Raw genomic sequence first — 15,069 nt, forward strand, 5'->3', positions numbered from 1 at the left:
ACCTTTCGAATTATGGTTAACGATTGGTTGATGGTGGCCGGAATTGTGCCGATGCGCGGCACTTCGCCGCGTTTCGGCGACAGCTGTGGCTATCCCGCCATCGCTTCTTCGTATTCGGCCGAAAGCATCAGCCAGTCTTCCTCGGCCGCAGCCAGCTTGGCCGCAGCCTCGCCGCGCTGCTTTGCCTTTTCGGCGGCTTTGGCGGGCGTCTTTTCATAGAGAACAGGATCCGCAAGTTCCGCGTCAAGCGCCTGAATCTGTTTCTCCAGCTTCGCCGTCAAGGATTCGATTTCGTTGATCTTTTTCTTCAGCGGCTTCAGCGACGCCCGCCGTTCGGCATTGAGCTTGCGTTGCTCCGCCTTCGACGTCGCGTCTTCAATTAGCTGCGGTTTTTCTTCTTTTTTTTTACCTGAACTGACGATCAGGTCGCGATATTCGTCCATATCGCCTTCGAAGGCGGTCACCGTGCCGGCGTTGACCAGCCACAGCCGATCGACCGTCGCCTCGATCAGATGGCGATCGTGCGAGATCAGGATGACGGCGCCTTCGTAATCGTTCAGCGCCTCGATCAACGCGCGGCGGCTGTCGATGTCGAGATGGTTGGTGGGTTCGTCGAGGATCAGCAGGTTCGGCGCATTGAAGGCGGCAAGCCCCATTAGCAGGCGGGCCTTTTCGCCACCGGAAAGATCCTTGGCGGCCGTCGCCATCTTCTCGGTGGCAAGCCCCATCTGCGCGACGCGGGCGCGCACCTTGGCCTCCGGCGCGCCGGGCATCAGCCGGCGCACATGTTCGACCGGCGACTGCTCGGGAATGAGGTCGTCGAGTTGGTGCTGCGCGAAGAAGCCGATCTTCAGGCTCGGCGCGATTTTCACTTCGCCGCTATCCGGCGCAAGCCGGCCGGAGATGAATTTGGCGAAAGTCGACTTGCCGTTGCCGTTCGAGCCGAGAAGAGCGATGCGATCGTCATTGTCGATGCGCAGGTTGAGGTTCTTCAGGATCGGATTGCCGGGTTCGTAGCCGACGGCGCCGCTCTGGATCGCGACGATCGGCGATGCCGGCTGCTTTTCCGGCTCGGGAAAGGTGATCGGCGTGACGTGGTCCTCGATCACCGCGGCGACCGTTCCCATGCGCTCCAGCGCCTTGACGCGCGACTGTGCCTGCCGCGCCTTGGAGGCTTTGGCCTTGAAGCGATCGATGAAGCCCTGCAGATGTTTGCGGGCCGCGTCGTTCTTCGCCTTGGCCTTCGTCTGCAGCTCGTCGGCCTCCGCCTTCTGCCGCTCGAACTGGTCGTAACCGCCGCGATAGAAGGTAAGCTTCTTCTGGTCGAGATGCACGATCGAATTGACCGCGTTGTTCAGAAGGTCGCGATCGTGGCTGATGATGATGACGGTGTGCGGGTAGCGGCGGATATAGTCTTCCAGCCACAATGTGCCTTCGAGGTCGAGATAGTTTGTGGGCTCATCGAGCAGGAGCAAGTCCGGCTCGGCAAACAGCACGGCTGCGAGCGCGACGCGCATGCGCCAGCCGCCGGAGAAGGAGGAGGCGGGGCGGGCTTGCGCCGCCTGGTCGAAGCCGAGGCCGGCGAGAATGCTCGCCGCCCGCGCTTCGGCCGAATGCGCGTCGATATCGACGAGGCGCATCTGGATTTCTGCGATGCGGTGCGCATCGGTCGCCGTTTCCGCCTCAGTGACGAGCGCCGTGCGTTCCTTGTCGGCGGCAAGCACGATCTCGATCAGGGCGTCCTCGGTCGCCGGCGCTTCCTGCGCCACCTGGCCGATGCGGGCGGCCTTCGGGATCGATACCGATCCGCTCTCGGAGCCGAGATCGCCGGTGATGACGCGAAACAGCGTCGACTTGCCGGCGCCGTTGCGTCCGACCAGCCCCGCCTTGGTGCCCGAAGGCAGCGAGACGCTGGCATTGTCGAGAAGCAGGCGCCCGGCGATGCGGGCGGAAATGTCGGTAATCGTGATCATGGCGGCGTTTTGGCCGAAAGCGCCCGTCAAGGCAAGAGCGCTTAAGCATACTTGCCCTGCGCCAAGGAATGCTTGTGTGCCTCAGTGGCCGAAAGCCTGCACCGGCCGTCGAGGATTGGACTGCGCTGCGAGAAGCGCCACGCGGGCATTGGCCTGCAATTGCCCCGGCGTTGCCGCATCGGTGCTGAGTGCTACGCCGATCGAGATGGTCAGCCGGCCGCGATCGGCCTTGTCGGATGTCGCGAAGACCAGATTGTCCTCGACCGAGGCGCGCAGCCGCTCGGCGATAGCGATTGCGTCCTGCATGCCGACGTTGGAAAACAAGACAGCGAATTCGTCAGCCTCGGTGCGGGCGACGAAGTCGTTCTTCTTGACCGATTTGCGGAAGAGGGTGGCGAGCTTCTTCAGCAGCTTGTTGCCGGCCTGGGTGCCGTATGTGCCGTTGAGATCGGTGAAATTATCGATATCGACCATGATCAGCGCGCTGCCGGCAGCACCCTCTTCGCGCTCGTAGAGATCGGCGATCGTCCGGTTCAGCGCGATGCGGTTCGGAAGCCCGGTGATCTTGTCGGCCACAGCGGCCGATTGCATTGCCGAAATGCCGCGCTCCAGCGTTTCCAGCGCCTTGATGTCGTCCTGCAGCCTGGCGCCGATTTCCATCTCCGCCGACAGCACCGTTGCGAGCGAGGCGGTGAGGTAATCGATCTCGCTGAGGAAGGCGGCAAGGCTCTGGTCGTCGTTTCCGGAAACGGATTTCAGGATCGTGGCGCAGGCGCGTGCAAAGGCATCTCTGTGCCTCAGCCCTTCGGTAAGCCTCTCGGCCACCTCGCGCAGCATCCGGCTCGCCTCGTTGCGTGACGTCTCGCCGGCCAGCCCGCAATGGCTGACGAGCCGGTATTTCAGGCCGAGTTCATCGAGCATCGCCTGCTGCGGCTGGGACCCAAGTGCTGCAATATCCTGCGCAAGGCCGGCATTGAGCCCGATAATCGCCTCGTGGAAGAGTTCGTAATTGCGTGGCAAGGCGGCGACGTTGAGGCGTGCCAGGTGCTGGGCGATCCTCTGAATGTCCGTCATGGGCGCCGGGCGCACCGCTTCGCGCGGCACCAGTGCGTTTGCGCTTGCATTCTGCATGACGATCCCTCGCTGCCCGGCCTCATTTCCTGCATTCATGCCTGCAAGCTTTTAAAAGAGGCTGAATTTTCAACGGGAAGCCCGGGATTTACGGCATAAGCGGTTAATGCAGTCTTGATGGCACCCGCCACCTGCCTTTGCGCGTGCGGACAGAAGACCTTCCTCGCGATAGAGCCGGTAGATACGATCGGCGCCGGACGGCTCTCCGTCTCGCCGAAGCAGGGTGAACAGCCATCGGTAGTCGAAACGCTGTCGCGCTACTCACCATCAATCTCCTCACGCCAAATGAAAAATGTGAGAATCGGATTTTTGAGTAGGAACTCCCTATTTTCTTTATTTTTGCGCAGTTCTCGCCAGGACCGCGTAAGGAGATAACTCCCGACGCTGAATGGAAGCAACGCAACGATAAAAAACCAAAATACCGTGTATACAGACCTGTAAATCCCGTGTGTGTTTTCTACACCGCCATTCAACAGCTGCACAGCATACGCTCCTGCGAAGCAGAAGAAGAAAGCTACCAGACAGATAAGATTTAGGCGTTTTGTCACAGCGTCCTCCGAAGAACCCCGCGCTCAAGCATGCGGTGTCCGCTCTATCCAATCTGCACTACGCCCCGCCCCAACCGCAGCCTATATAGGCGGCAAACATCCTGTAATGCCTGAGCATCCGACCCCTCCTGCTGTCGTATCGGCAGTCTATGCCGTTTGTCCAGAAATCGGAGTGATGGCGCCCATGAAATTTCCTGATTTGATTACGGGCGCTTTCTGTCGTGCAATGGATGAAGCTGCGATCTCGAAAGGACTGGTATGACCAGAGCTCTCTATTCTCTTTGCGGCGCCGACGAGCGGCGCTTCTTTTCGCCCCATTGCTGGAAGGCGGTGATGGCGCTGGCGCATAAGGGGCTCGATTTCGAGGAAATCCCGACGACCTATACCCGCATCCGCGCAATCGGTGGCGGTGTCTCGCAGACCGTGCCCGTTCTCGACGACAACGGCCGGCTGATCCCCGACAGTTTCGACATCGCCCTCTATCTGGAAGAAGCCTATCCCGAGCGGCCGTCGCTGTTTAACGGCGAGGGCGGCAAGGCGCTGTCGCGCATGGTCGAGGGTTATTCGCAGATGATCATCCATCCCTCAATCACGCGCATCGCCCTTCTCGACATCCACGCCAACCTCGACGAAGGAGACAAGGCCTATTTCCGCGAGAGCCGCGAGGTCAGGCTCGGCAAGCCGCTGGAGGTGATTGCCGCCGACAGCGAAGCGGAGAAGGCCGCCTTCGGCGCCAAGCTGGAGCCGCTCCGTCACATGCTGAAGTTCCAGCCCTTCATCGGCGGGCAGACGCCGCTCTTTGCCGACTATATTGTCTTCGGCGCGCTGCAATGGCTGCGTGTCTGCACCGGCCTCGCGATGCTGGCCGCCGACGATCCCGTCATGGCCTGGTTCGAACGCTGCCTTGATCTCCATCAAAGCCGCGGCCGGACTGCGACAGCGGCGTGAAATTGCCGCGGTAGCTGAAGATTAATTGGCGTTCAGGTGCTGCTACATCATCAAGGCGGATCTGGGCGTTAGCGTAGCGGGCTAGGTTTTCCGAAGACGCGGCCGACCATCGATACGATCGTGTTTGCTCCCGAAGCGAACATGGAAGGCTTTCGAACGATGGGCGGCAGGCCCATTTCCGAGCGCTGCTGAGGCGTAAGCGATACGGTATCGACGAGGGTCCACGCATCGCCGGTGGCGACATCTATCAACCCGAGATCTGCGGCTGCTTTGACTAGGTCATCATCTGCAAGGCCGACACCGGTAACACGGCCGCCTTCTGCAGCCATCGAATGGCAACAGAAATTGCCCTGTGATTGTTGTTTAAGCGAGCTGTTAATTAACCGGGAAGGAGCGCGGGGGTCATAATGCGCAGGTAGCAAGTTTTCTCTATGGCCGCTATTTTGCTGACCAACGAGATTCGTTGGACTCAGATCAATGGCGAAAGATCACTATATCCCACAAAGCCTGCTGAGACGTTTTGTCGAACACGACAAGGGGCGAAACCTAAATGTTTTGGACAAGCTCTCGGGCGAGATGCTCCATCCTGCGGTCAAGGACTTTGGTAGTATTAAGGACTTCCATACCCTCTCGTTGAATATGCGAAGAGAATTCCCAGACGAGGATTTGCCGCAAATTGAAGACCTATTGAACTCAGAATTCGAGGACCTGGCGGCTCCACTCTTTGCAAGAGTGGTCGAGAGTTCGTCGTTGAGCGGCCTCACTCCAGACGACCGTCAGGTGATCATTCGGTTCGTTGCACTGCAGTGGGTGCGTACGCCGGGTCGAATCTTCAACATGCGTTCAGGACTGGCCCGGATGTCTGGAAAAGAAGAACCGGCGAGAAATCTCAAAGTGTTTGGCACCCCAACCACTCCAGATCCGTTACGTGACGTTGGACTGTTGGGCATTCCTATCGATGCTGAAGGTTTGGCCAACGTACTCCGCCGCGCCCACTTGGCGCTGGCATTAGCGCCAGGGGAGTTAGCGGTTGTTGGCGACAATCCCGTTATAGCGCTCTACGATCGCGAACTCCCTGAAAATGTTTATGCTGCATTTCTGGTTTCCGCTCGCGGTAGCGATGTATTTCTACCCATATCGCCTCGCCACATCCTCTATCTGCACACTGACCAGGACGCCACAACAGGCACCTGCGGAAAGACGCTTCCGACGCCGCTGGAGCTTTCAGTTGACGCGATGAGCTATCTAAATGGCCTCCAGGGCAAGAACGCCGTGCAATACTTGGTGGTGCCACGCCAGGATCAGATAGCAAAGGTAAAGGCCGATATTGCCACGCAACAAGCGGTCCGCTTTAATTTCAAGCGCGCCTTCGATTAATGGCGTTAGCCCAACTGCTCGACCTTAAACGCTGCTTCGTGATCTTGCAGCTCGCGAAGTCCCTTATATGAAGCGTGCCGCAGCTTCCGGTCATCTGTCCAGACCCGTGTTGGGAATTTTTGGCTCGCTTGTTGCGAATCCAAAGTCTGACGCTTGGTCAGAGTTCGCGGAATGTCGGGAACAACCTTTGCAGATCGACTACTTGAGGCCGTCGGAGACGAATCAATTCACGGTTTTTCGAAAAATTCGGGAATCAGTGACAGTTCGCTGCGCGGCTACCTAAAGGGAGGGATGCCAGGGGAAGATATCGCCCTTAAAATTGCGGAGGTTGCGAAAGTCGACCTTAAGTGGTTAATTGCGGGCACTGGTTCAAAGGAAATTAGGCCGCCAGAGGATGCGTTCGAGGGCGGCGCTCTTGATAGTCGTGGTCGCATTGTGAATGAAATTGCTTTTATTCCGCGCCTGGATGTCCAGGCGTCGGCGGGTATGAGTTCCCTTGTTGTCAGCGAAGATACCGTTGATATTCTTGCATTTAATCGGAATTGGCTCCGTGAGAGGAGCATCAATGCGGCTGCCGCTCGCGTGCTCGACGTCAAAGGCGACAGCATGGAGCCGACGATCCGCGACGGCGACATCTTGGTTGTCGACACCTCGATAACCCAGGTTCGCGACAATGCCATCTACGTCATTATCTATGCGGGCAACGTCCTGGTGAAACGCGTCCACCTTAAGCGCGAAAACTCGCAGACACTGATATCTGACAATGAGCGGTACCCACGCGAAGACGTGCCGATTGAAGAGGTTCCTGATCTGCACATCGCCGGCCGCGTGATGTGGTTTGGTCGGTCAATATGATCCTTCGAACTGTTTTGATAATAGCCGCGATAATTTGTTCGTTTACAACCACTTATGTCTACGCGAATTGGCAAGACACCCAGTGGGGCCAATCGCCTGAAGACCTGTCAGCTGGCGGGAGACGAGTAGAGCCGGTTACCGGGGGAGCGATCGAGGATCGCTCGATTCCGGCATATGGAAAGGCGCTTCTTTCGGGGCCTTACAGGGCAGGAGATGAAAACTTCTCTGCCGATTACCTGTTTCGTAACAAGAAGTTTTCTGCGGTTGTGCTGTATATGAGTGATCGCGAGCAAGCCATGCGGGTTAATGCACAGCTCCGTGCACAATACGGCAGGCCTGAACTCGACGACCTCGATCTTGGTCCTCCGACATACTGCACGACCGAGACGCGGACTTGGCGCGACAGCGAGCGGGGAAACCTTGTCACGTTTCGAAGCCGATATTGCAGAGATCCGGCGGTGGAGACATCGCAATACCTTATCTACAGGCCGATCGTCAGCTCGACGATGAGTGGCTTGTAAAAGGCATCAAATCTGATGACAAAGCGCGATGAGAACGAGACGCCTCCCGAGAAAAAGCAAGAAATCGAATATTATCTTGAGTTTAGGGGCGGCAGAGAAATCAAGGCATTCATAGATTTCTATAAAATTATGAAGTCGCTTTTCTCACGAAAAGACTGAACCCGCAGGCGATCTAAAGCAGATACAGTTCCGCGACTGAGGTGCCATTTGAACTGGCGCCGCTATTGTCGCATCTCTCGCCGCGAAATCCACCTGAAGCCTTGCGTTTAAGGGATTTCACCGCTATTTCCCGGCAATTCTCAGCTATTCCCGGTTAGTGCCATGTGAAGTTGCAGGTTACAACATGCCTCGATCGTCACCAACCCACAACAGCTCTGTGACAGCGGCGTGAAATTGCCGCCGGCCTCTTGTTTTCGGGTGTTGGGGCGGGTAAAGACCGCCCACTTTTCCAGAGAAAACAGAGGATTTGACTATGGCGATTGAACGCACCTTCTCGATGATCAAGCCGGATGCAACCAAGCGCAACCTGACGGGTGCCATCACCAAGATGCTCGAAGATGCCGGCCTGCGCGTCGTCGCCTCCAAGCGCGTCTGGATGAGCCGTCGCGAAGCTGAAGGCTTCTACGCCGTTCACAAGGAGCGTCCCTTCTTCGGCGAACTCGTCGAAGGCATGACCTCCGGCCCGACCGTCGTTCAGGTTCTGGAAGGCGAAGGCGCCATCCTCAAGAACCGCGAAATCATGGGCGCGACCAACCCGGCAAACGCTGACGAAGGCACGATCCGCAAGGTCCATGCCCTGTCGATCGGCGAAAATTCCGTTCACGGCTCGGATGCTCCGGAGACGGCTGCCCAGGAAATCAAGTACTGGTTCTCCGATACCGAAGTCGTCGGCTGAGGCAACGTTTCTGTATTGCCCGGCAATGCCTTGAATTGACTCTTAAAAGCCGGGGCCTCGCTCCGGCTTTTTCCATGCCGAATAGCCTCTATGCGGGGCACTTGTCGGTATTCGAAAAATCGACGCTGCCGTCAGGCTTGAAGACCTCCGGGTTTTTGTCATAAAGCGCACCGAGGACGAGCGGCTTGCTCGGCAGCACAGTCTGGTCAAGGTCGGAGCGGAACTGCGTCTTCAATTCCTGCAGGACCTTGCCGTCCTTGTCGACCAGCCGGACACTGACGGAATAGGGACGGTCCTTGCGCACGCAGTGGAGTTTTTCGCTCTGCAGCGCAATTTTGTCGTCGATCGGGTAGATTTTCTGGTTCAGCACCAGCGGATCGCCGCCCTCAGGATTTTCGAATTCGGCGATGATGAGAGAACCGTCGGGGATGGGACCCGTCTTCTTCAGCGTCAGCAGATAGGTGGCGCTTGCCACGCGATAGTTGAAGACGAAGAGATGGCCGGTGACTTCGACCAGGTCTTCAGCCTGGCGCTGGCAGGCAGACATCAGAAGGCTGGCCGCTGCCGCCGTTATGATCAAATGTTTTCTCATGGCGTCTCCTCCTTCTTGCGGCGATAATACCGGTTCGCCTTGGCGCGGTTGCCGCAGACCGCCATGTCGCACCAGGCGCGGCTCCTGTTCTTGCTGCGGTCGATGAACAGCCAGCCGCAATTGCCGCAGATCTTCATGCGTTCCGGATCGGGCATGGTGATCAGCCGCAGCACCGAATGCGCGGTCGCCGCCGCCAGGCTGCCGCGGCCTGCTTCGCGCAACACCTTCGCCAGCGCTTCCAGCAGCAAGGCCAGCAATTGGTCATCGCCGCCCTTGAGTATACGCTTGCGAAAATAGAGGTCGATCGCTTCCCGCAGCGCGATGAAATCCGTCTCGTTTTCCGCCGCCACCGGGGCGATATCGCCGAAGAGGGCGCGTTCGGCGCAGAATTCGGCGGCGGCATGCGGAAAGTCCCGCATCTGGTCCCGAACCGCGAAGCGGTCGATCCGCCGCGTCGCATCATGGCGCAGCACGACGCTGTTGGCGACATCGAGCGCCAGGGCGCCGCCGGCAAAGCGGTGAGGGGTCCAGGAAAAGCTCATGGTGAAATTATAACTGGTGAAATAACTTTTGCCAGTTATAATTTTGGTGACGTGGAGTGTCTGGAATGGCCTATCTTCTGCAGCAGTTGGCGAATGCGGTTCCGCTCGCTGCTCTCTATGCCGCGCTCGCCTTCGGTTATGCCGTAGCCTTCGGCGTGACGAAGCGGGCCGATATCACCTATGGGGCGATTTTCGCCTTCGCAGGCCAGATCCTGCTGCTCTTCACCGAACTCGCCTTCAACCGCCTCTGGCTGGTACTGCCGGCCGCCCTTGCCGTCGGCGCCTGCGCTTCCATCGCCTATTCGCTGGGGGCGGGCTTGTGGATCGGCCGGTCGATCATGCTGCCGCTGGTCAACAAATCGCCGAATACGGTCATCGTCGCCGCCCTCGGCATCATGATCGTGCTGATGGAGACCGCCAGGCTTGCCGCCAATACCCGCACCATCTGGCTGCCGCCGTTTCTGAACGATACGGTGATCTTCTGGAGTGACGGCCCGTTCAAGGTAACGCTCACCTATATCCAACTGATCGACACCGCGCTGATGTCAGCCATCGTCGCTGTTGGAACGCTGATCCTCAGGCGCACAGCCTGGGGCCGCATCTGGCGCGCCGTCACCGACGACCCGCTGGCCGCCGAGCTCTGCGGCACCAGCGCCAACCGCGTCTTTCTCGTCGCTTATGCGGCAGCTAGCCTCGTCGCCACGATTTGCGGAATCCTCGCCACCTTCTATTACGGTTCGATGGATTTCGGCGCCGGCCTGATGTTCGGGCTGAAGGTGCTGCTGATTGCGGCTGTCGGCGGCTATTCCGATCCGCTACGCTCGGCAGGCGGCGCCGCCGGCCTCGCCGTCGTCGAGACCATGTGGGGGGCCTATGGCCCCTTTGTCTGGCGGGATCTGGTGATCTTCTCGCTGCTCGTCCTGGTCTTGGTCATGAGCCGCAGGGAGCGAGTCACGCTCTAATTCATTTCCATTTGTCGCGCGCCGCGTCGTCGGCGTCTCTCGCCGTGACCCACTCGCCGGTGGCGCCATCCCGACCATGCTCCTTCTTCCAGAAGGGGGCTGCGGTCTTCAGGAAATCCATGACGAAATTGGCGCCGTCGAACGCCGCCTGCCGGTGCGGCGCCGCTGCAATGACGAGCACGATATTCTCGCCCACGGCGATCTTGCCGTAACGGTGGATGGCGGTGAGGCCGAGAAGCCCGAAACGGGCAATGGCGAGATCGCCGATGCGGGCCATCTCCGCTTCGGCCATGCCGGGATAATGTTCGAGTTCGAGCGCCGAGAGCGCCCCGCCTTCATCGCGGCAGAGGCCGGAAAAGGTGACGACGGCGCCGATGCCGGGCCTGTCCTTGGAGAGGCGGTCGACCTCGGTTTGAAGGTCGAAGTCCTCATGCTGGACGCGGATGGTGGGGGTGATGATCATGATAACATCCCCAACTGTTTTGATGCAGTAGCGGAAACTATGGAGAGGGCGTGCCCTGCCAACCCTCCTCTGCCTTGCCGGGCATCTCCCCCACAAGGAGGGAAATTACGGGCGGCTTGACCATCGTGCCCATCTTCTGTTTTTCCGGGCTGCGAGGTTGATTGGTTGGGGAAGTTCGTGCTTCCAGCCAATCTCCCTCCTTGTGGGGGAGATGTCCGGCAGGACAGAGGGGGGTAGCGACACGGCACCACCATCACTGTCTCACCCCCCCGTCATCGGAGGAAATATCCCGATCTCGCGCGCGCCTGATATCGGCTCGTCATGCTCGACATGCTCCATGTCGAGCGCCACGCGGATCACCTCGGGATATTGAAGCGCGGTCTCATATTCTTCGCCCAGCGTCTTCAAATGATTCAAGAGATCGGTAACGGTAACGACGGAGGAGGGGAGGTCGATATCCTCCTCGCTCTTGCCGATGCGCTCACGCACCCATGCGAAATAGACCAGCCGGGTCATTCCTCGTTATCCACGATATGTTTCACCCCGGCGCGGAAATAATCATAGCCGGTATAGATGGTCAGCAGCGCGGCGATCCATAAGAGCGCGATGCCGGTCTGCGTCGTGTAGGGGAAAATCTCGTCGCCGGCCGGGCCGGCGAGCAGGAAGGCGATGGCGACGAGTTGCAGCGTCGTCTTCCACTTGGCGATGCGCGTCACCGGCACGCTGACCTTCAGCGCTGCCAGATATTCGCGCAAGCCCGATACCAGGATCTCACGGCAGAGAATGGTGATCGCAGCCCAGATCGACCAGCCGGCAATCGTCTGGTCGGCGGCGACCAGGAGAAGGATCGAGGCGACCAGCAGCTTGTCGGCGATCGGATCGAGCATGCGGCCGATATTCGACGTCTGGTTCCAGATGCGCGCGAGATAGCCGTCGAGAAAATCGGTGATCGAGGCGATGACGAAGATCCACAGCGCCACCCAGCGCGCCGTGTTGCTGATCGACAGCTTACCCTCGATGAAGAAGCAGAGAACGATCAGCGGTACGGCGAGAATACGGCCGTAGGTCAGAAGATTGGGAATGCTGTACGCACGCGATGCCATGGGATCGTTTCTCTGAATTGATGCGCCGCTACAGCGCCGCGCGGCTTTTCAGACGCGCAAAGGACGCTGTAACACTTTGAACCTGCGCATCGTGCTTTCCAATCGATTCCGATTTTCGGGCCGATGCGGTAGATGACGGCTTTGGCTGCGGACCGTCAACATTCTTTCTGTCTTTTCACTGCCTTTGCGTGGAATTTGCGACGGACACCGGTTATTTCGCGGCGTCGTCGTGGAAATGGTTATAGACCTGCTTGGCGACGGCTTCCGATATGCCTTCGACCGTCATCAGGTCGGAGAGCGCCGCGCGAGAAACCGCCTTCGCCGTGCCGAAATGCTGGAGCAGCGCGCGTTTGCGCGATGGCCCGATGCCGCCGATCTCGTCGAGCGGGTTCTTGATCATTTCCTTCTTGCGCCGTGCCCGGTGCGAGCCGATTGCGAAACGATGCGCCTCGTCGCGCATGCGCTGGACGAAATAGAGCACCGGATCGCGCGGCGGCAGGGTAAAACTCTCGCGTCCCGGCGGGAAGAAGCGCTCGCGCCCGGCATCGCGGTCGACGCCCTTGGCGATGCCGATCGCCGTCACGCTGTCGGTGATGCCGAGCTCGGTGAGGATGGCGCGTACCGCGGTCATCTGCCCCTGGCCGCCGTCGATCAGGATCACATCGGGCCAGGCCGGGAAGGGCATGTCGGCGGCGTCGAGCGCGGCGGTCTGCGCCGTCCGGTCGGGAATGCCTTCGTCCTTGATCAGCCGCGAGAAGCGCCTCGTCATCACCTCCTTCATCATGCCGAAGTCGTCGCCGGGGGTGATGTCGGTCGATTTGATGTTGAACTTGCGGTACTGGTTTTTGACGAAACCTTCCGGCCCCGCGACCACCATTCCACCGACGGCATTGGTGCCCATGATATGCGAGTTGTCGTAGATCTCGATGCGCTGCGGTGCATAGGCAAGCCCGAACGTGTCCTTGAAACCTTCGAGCAGCCGCGATTGCGACGCCGTCTCGGCGAGCTTTCGCCCATGCGCCTCGCGCGCATTGCCGACGACATGGTCGACCAGATCGCGCTTCTCACCGCGCTGCGGCACCAGGATCGAAACCTTGTGAGCGGCCTTTTGGCTGAGTGCGGCCGCGAGCAGTTCCATCTCCTCGATCGTTTCCGACAGCATGATCTGCTTCGGCACAGGCTTGTCGTCGTAGAACTGAGCGAGAAAGGCATTCAGCACTTCGGCGCCGGAAAGCTGCGGATCGGCCTTCGGGAAATAGGCGCGGTTGCCCCAGTTTTGACCGGTGCGGAAGAAGAACACCTGGATGCAGGAAATGCCGCCCTCATGGTGGATGGCGAAAACATCCGCCTCCTCGACGCCGGCTGGATTGATGCCCTGATGGCTCTGCACATGCGAAAGTGCTGCCAGTCGATCGCGATAGATCGCCGCCCGCTCGAAGTCGAGGTCCTCGGCCGCCTGGTTCATGGCCTCAGCCATGTGCGACTTCACCTTCTGGCTCTTGCCGGAGAGGAAGTCCTTCGCCTCCTGCACCAGTTCGCCGTAACCCCCGTCGCTGACCTCGTGGGTGCACGGCCCGGAACAGCGCTTGATCTGGTAGAGCAGGCAGGGGCGGGTGCGCGTTTCGAAGACGCTGTCGGTGCAGGTGCGGATCAGGAAGGCACGCTGCAGCGAATTGATCGTCCGCCCGACCGCGCCGGCCGAAGCGAAAGGTCCGAAATAGTCGCCCTTTCGCGCTCTCGCACCGCGATGCTTGAAAATGGCCGGCGCCCGATGGTCGCCGGTGATGAGGATATAGGGAAAGGACTTGTCGTCGCGCAGCAGCACGTTAAAGCGCGGCCGCAAGCGCTTGATCAGATTCGCTTCCAGCAGCAGCGCTTCGGTTTCCGTGCGCGTCGTCACGAATTCCATGTTCGCCGTCTGGCGCACCATCTGGGCGATGCGGTTGGAATGCACGCGGCCGACGGCGTAATTGCCGACGCGCTTCTTCAGGCTGCGCGCCTTGCCGACATAAAGCACGTCGCCGTCGGCATTGAACATGCGGTAGACGCCGGGGCTGTTCGGCAGCCGCTTGACGAATTCGCCGATCAGTTCCGCGCCGATGAGCCCGGTCTCGTTGAGGCTGCCCGCGTTCCAGTCGACCGCAGTCGCAAGCGGGGCGGCGGCGGAAACATCGCCTTCCACCTCGATATCGTCTTCGCTCTCATCCGTATCATCGTAGAGAACGCCGCCATCCGGCAGCTTTCGTCCGTTCATTCCGTAATCTCCGCCACATCGGGCGTCTGCCAGGCGAGGTGCTGGCCGCCATCGAGGGCAATCATCTGGCCGGTGATCGAGGGCGTGTCGAAGAGAAAGCGAATCGTCTGTCCGAACTCGCCGAATCCCGGCCCCGCCTTCATGATAAGCCCGTCGATCTGTGCCTGGAAGTCCTCTTCCGACTGCCGCGCGCTACGCACCGTCGGACCGGGGCCGATGGCGTTGACGCGCAGCTTCGGCGCAAAGGTCTGTGCCATCGTCTGCGTCGCCGTCCAGAGTGCGCCCTTCGAAAGCGTGTAGGAATAGAAGCCGGGGTTGAGCGCCCAGACCCGCTGGTCGATGATGTTGACGATCAGTCCGTTCGCATCGTCGGGCAGTTGTTCGGCAAAACCCGCAGCGAGAATCGAGGGCGCCCGCACATGGATGTCGAAATGCTGCGCCCATGCCTGCGCATCGAAACTGCGGGCCGAATCCTGGCGGAAGATCGAGGCGTTGTTGACGAGCAGGTCGATCGGCCCGAGAGCTTCTGACGCTCTTTTCATGAGCGCGCTTGTTTCGCCGATATCGGTAAGATCGGCCATAAGCGCGATCGCCCGATATCCCTTCTGCCGCAATTCCGCCGCCAGCTCTTCGGCTTCATCGATGGAGCCGTTCGCGTGGATCGCAACGGAAAAGCCATTTGCAGCAAGGTCTTCGGCGATTGCCCTGCCTATTCTTTTAGCGGCCCCAGTTACAAGGGCCGAGCGAAGTCTTTTGTGGTTCAAAATCCTGCCTTCTGATCCCGCGAGTCTGTCTGCTGACTATATAGGCGCGGGCGGAGATTATATAAATAGGCCGTCGCGGTTGCGTCCGTGAGCAGGATATTCTATGTATTATTTAAGAATGCGATTTCTTAAAATAAGTAT

The 15,069-nt window shown here is 59.4% G+C and carries 15 protein-coding genes and 1 pseudogene; 5 read left to right on the forward strand and 11 right to left on the reverse strand.

Annotated elements, in window-relative coordinates; genetic code table 11:
* Positions 1–89: 89 nt before the first annotated feature.
* The 3 genes and pseudogenes from HJB83_RS07275 to HJB83_RS34690 all read right to left on the reverse strand — a co-directional run.
* On the reverse strand, positions 90–1,973 hold the full coding sequence (locus HJB83_RS07275) for an ABC-F family ATP-binding cassette domain-containing protein (RefSeq protein ID WP_207583680.1): 1,884 nt from the start codon (positions 1,971–1,973) through the stop codon (positions 90–92).
* An 81-nt stretch (positions 1,974–2,054) separates the two neighbouring features.
* Positions 2,055–3,104, reverse strand: coding sequence for a diguanylate cyclase (locus HJB83_RS07280; protein WP_221131503.1), 1,050 nt, complete (start codon positions 3,102–3,104; stop codon positions 2,055–2,057).
* 132 nt (positions 3,105–3,236) lie between these two features.
* Positions 3,237–3,359 (reverse strand): annotated as a pseudogene (locus HJB83_RS34690) (IS3 family transposase); the annotation flags it as partial.
* Positions 3,360–3,910: 551 nt separating this feature from the next.
* Here HJB83_RS34690 and HJB83_RS07285 point away from each other — a divergent pair.
* Positions 3,911–4,600 carry a glutathione S-transferase family protein gene (locus tag HJB83_RS07285; RefSeq protein WP_221131504.1) on the forward strand — a complete coding sequence of 230 codons (690 nt, stop codon included), beginning with the start codon at positions 3,911–3,913 and terminating at the stop codon, positions 4,598–4,600.
* Between the two features lie 68 nt (positions 4,601–4,668).
* Here the strand turns inward: HJB83_RS07285 and HJB83_RS07290 are convergent, their stop codons facing one another.
* Entirely contained in the window at positions 4,669–4,929 is a 261-nt protein-coding gene (locus tag HJB83_RS07290) for a hypothetical protein (protein ID WP_221131505.1), read from the reverse strand.
* Between the two features lie 148 nt (positions 4,930–5,077).
* On the opposite strand from HJB83_RS07290, the gene HJB83_RS07295 reads away from it, so the two are divergent.
* The 3 genes from HJB83_RS07295 (at position 5,078) to ndk (ending at position 8,248) form a co-directional block, all read left to right on the forward strand.
* Positions 5,078–5,977 (forward strand): DUF4238 domain-containing protein, encoded by a 900-nt coding sequence (locus HJB83_RS07295; RefSeq protein WP_221131506.1) that lies wholly within the window; start codon positions 5,078–5,080, stop codon positions 5,975–5,977.
* Positions 5,978–6,148: 171 nt separating this feature from the next.
* Positions 6,149–6,832, forward strand: a complete 684-nt coding sequence (locus tag HJB83_RS34020; protein ID WP_259669575.1) for a helix-turn-helix transcriptional regulator — start codon at positions 6,149–6,151, stop codon at positions 6,830–6,832.
* A 993-nt stretch (positions 6,833–7,825) separates the two neighbouring features.
* Entirely contained in the window at positions 7,826–8,248 is a 423-nt protein-coding gene (gene ndk / locus HJB83_RS07305) for a nucleoside-diphosphate kinase (protein ID WP_179610847.1), read from the forward strand.
* A gap of 88 nt (positions 8,249–8,336) precedes the next feature.
* On the opposite strand, the gene HJB83_RS07310 is transcribed toward ndk, so the two are convergent.
* On the reverse strand, positions 8,337–8,840 hold the full coding sequence (locus HJB83_RS07310) for a hypothetical protein (protein WP_207583683.1): 504 nt from the start codon (positions 8,838–8,840) through the stop codon (positions 8,337–8,339).
* On the reverse strand, positions 8,837–9,382 hold the full coding sequence (locus HJB83_RS07315; protein ID WP_207583684.1) for a CGNR zinc finger domain-containing protein: 546 nt from the start codon (positions 9,380–9,382) through the stop codon (positions 8,837–8,839). The genes HJB83_RS07310 and HJB83_RS07315 overlap by 4 nt, the downstream gene beginning before the upstream one ends.
* 65 nt (positions 9,383–9,447) lie before the next feature.
* Between HJB83_RS07315 and HJB83_RS07320 the strand changes: the two genes are divergently transcribed.
* Complete coding sequence (locus tag HJB83_RS07320; protein ID WP_207583685.1) at positions 9,448–10,344, forward strand: branched-chain amino acid ABC transporter permease; 897 nt, start codon at positions 9,448–9,450, stop codon at positions 10,342–10,344.
* 1 nt (position 10,345) lies between these two features.
* On the opposite strand, the gene HJB83_RS07325 is transcribed toward HJB83_RS07320, so the two are convergent.
* The 5 genes from HJB83_RS07325 to HJB83_RS07345 form a co-directional block, all read right to left on the reverse strand.
* The gene (locus tag HJB83_RS07325; protein WP_221115266.1) at positions 10,346–10,807 is read right to left on the reverse strand and encodes a molybdenum cofactor biosynthesis protein MoaE; all 462 of its coding nucleotides are present in this window, start codon (positions 10,805–10,807) and stop codon (positions 10,346–10,348) included.
* A 261-nt stretch (positions 10,808–11,068) separates the two neighbouring features.
* Positions 11,069–11,323: a molybdopterin converting factor subunit 1 gene (gene moaD, locus HJB83_RS07330; protein WP_207583687.1), complete on the reverse strand. Its 255-nt coding sequence runs from the start codon at positions 11,321–11,323 to the stop codon at positions 11,069–11,071.
* Complete coding sequence (gene pgsA / locus HJB83_RS07335) at positions 11,320–11,910, reverse strand: CDP-diacylglycerol--glycerol-3-phosphate 3-phosphatidyltransferase (RefSeq protein WP_164008748.1); 591 nt, start codon at positions 11,908–11,910, stop codon at positions 11,320–11,322. Before pgsA ends, moaD begins: the two co-directional genes overlap by 4 nt.
* 211 nt (positions 11,911–12,121) lie before the next feature.
* Positions 12,122–14,164 carry an excinuclease ABC subunit UvrC gene (gene uvrC / locus HJB83_RS07340; RefSeq protein ID WP_221131507.1) on the reverse strand — a complete coding sequence of 681 codons (2,043 nt, stop codon included), beginning with the start codon at positions 14,162–14,164 and terminating at the stop codon, positions 12,122–12,124.
* Complete coding sequence (locus HJB83_RS07345; RefSeq protein ID WP_207583689.1) at positions 14,161–14,928, reverse strand: SDR family oxidoreductase; 768 nt, start codon at positions 14,926–14,928, stop codon at positions 14,161–14,163. The genes uvrC and HJB83_RS07345 overlap by 4 nt, the downstream gene beginning before the upstream one ends.
* Positions 14,929–15,069: the final 141 nt, after the last annotated feature.

Source organism: Rhizobium sp. NZLR11 (assembly GCF_019685115.1).
Classification (GTDB): Bacteria; Pseudomonadota; Alphaproteobacteria; order Rhizobiales; family Rhizobiaceae; genus Rhizobium.

Coding starts and splice junctions, on each gene's coding strand:
- HJB83_RS07275 (WP_207583680.1), bottom strand. CDS start 1,973: ATGATCACGATTACCGACATTTCCGCCCGCATCGCCGGGCGCCTGCTT.
- HJB83_RS07280 (WP_221131503.1), bottom strand. CDS start 3,104: ATGCAGAATGCAAGCGCAAACGCACTGGTGCCGCGCGAAGCGGTGCGC.
- HJB83_RS07285 (WP_221131504.1), top strand. CDS start 3,911: ATGACCAGAGCTCTCTATTCTCTTTGCGGCGCCGACGAGCGGCGCTTC.
- HJB83_RS07290 (WP_221131505.1), bottom strand. CDS start 4,929: ATGGCTGCAGAAGGCGGCCGTGTTACCGGTGTCGGCCTTGCAGATGAT.
- HJB83_RS07295 (WP_221131506.1), top strand. CDS start 5,078: ATGGCGAAAGATCACTATATCCCACAAAGCCTGCTGAGACGTTTTGTC.
- HJB83_RS34020 (WP_259669575.1), top strand. CDS start 6,149: ATGTCGGGAACAACCTTTGCAGATCGACTACTTGAGGCCGTCGGAGAC.
- ndk (WP_179610847.1), top strand. CDS start 7,826: ATGGCGATTGAACGCACCTTCTCGATGATCAAGCCGGATGCAACCAAG.
- HJB83_RS07310 (WP_207583683.1), bottom strand. CDS start 8,840: ATGAGAAAACATTTGATCATAACGGCGGCAGCGGCCAGCCTTCTGATG.
- HJB83_RS07315 (WP_207583684.1), bottom strand. CDS start 9,382: ATGAGCTTTTCCTGGACCCCTCACCGCTTTGCCGGCGGCGCCCTGGCG.
- HJB83_RS07320 (WP_207583685.1), top strand. CDS start 9,448: ATGGCCTATCTTCTGCAGCAGTTGGCGAATGCGGTTCCGCTCGCTGCT.
- HJB83_RS07325 (WP_221115266.1), bottom strand. CDS start 10,807: ATGATCATCACCCCCACCATCCGCGTCCAGCATGAGGACTTCGACCTT.
- moaD (WP_207583687.1), bottom strand. CDS start 11,323: ATGACCCGGCTGGTCTATTTCGCATGGGTGCGTGAGCGCATCGGCAAG.
- pgsA (WP_164008748.1), bottom strand. CDS start 11,910: ATGGCATCGCGTGCGTACAGCATTCCCAATCTTCTGACCTACGGCCGT.
- uvrC (WP_221131507.1), bottom strand. CDS start 14,164: ATGAACGGACGAAAGCTGCCGGATGGCGGCGTTCTCTACGATGATACG.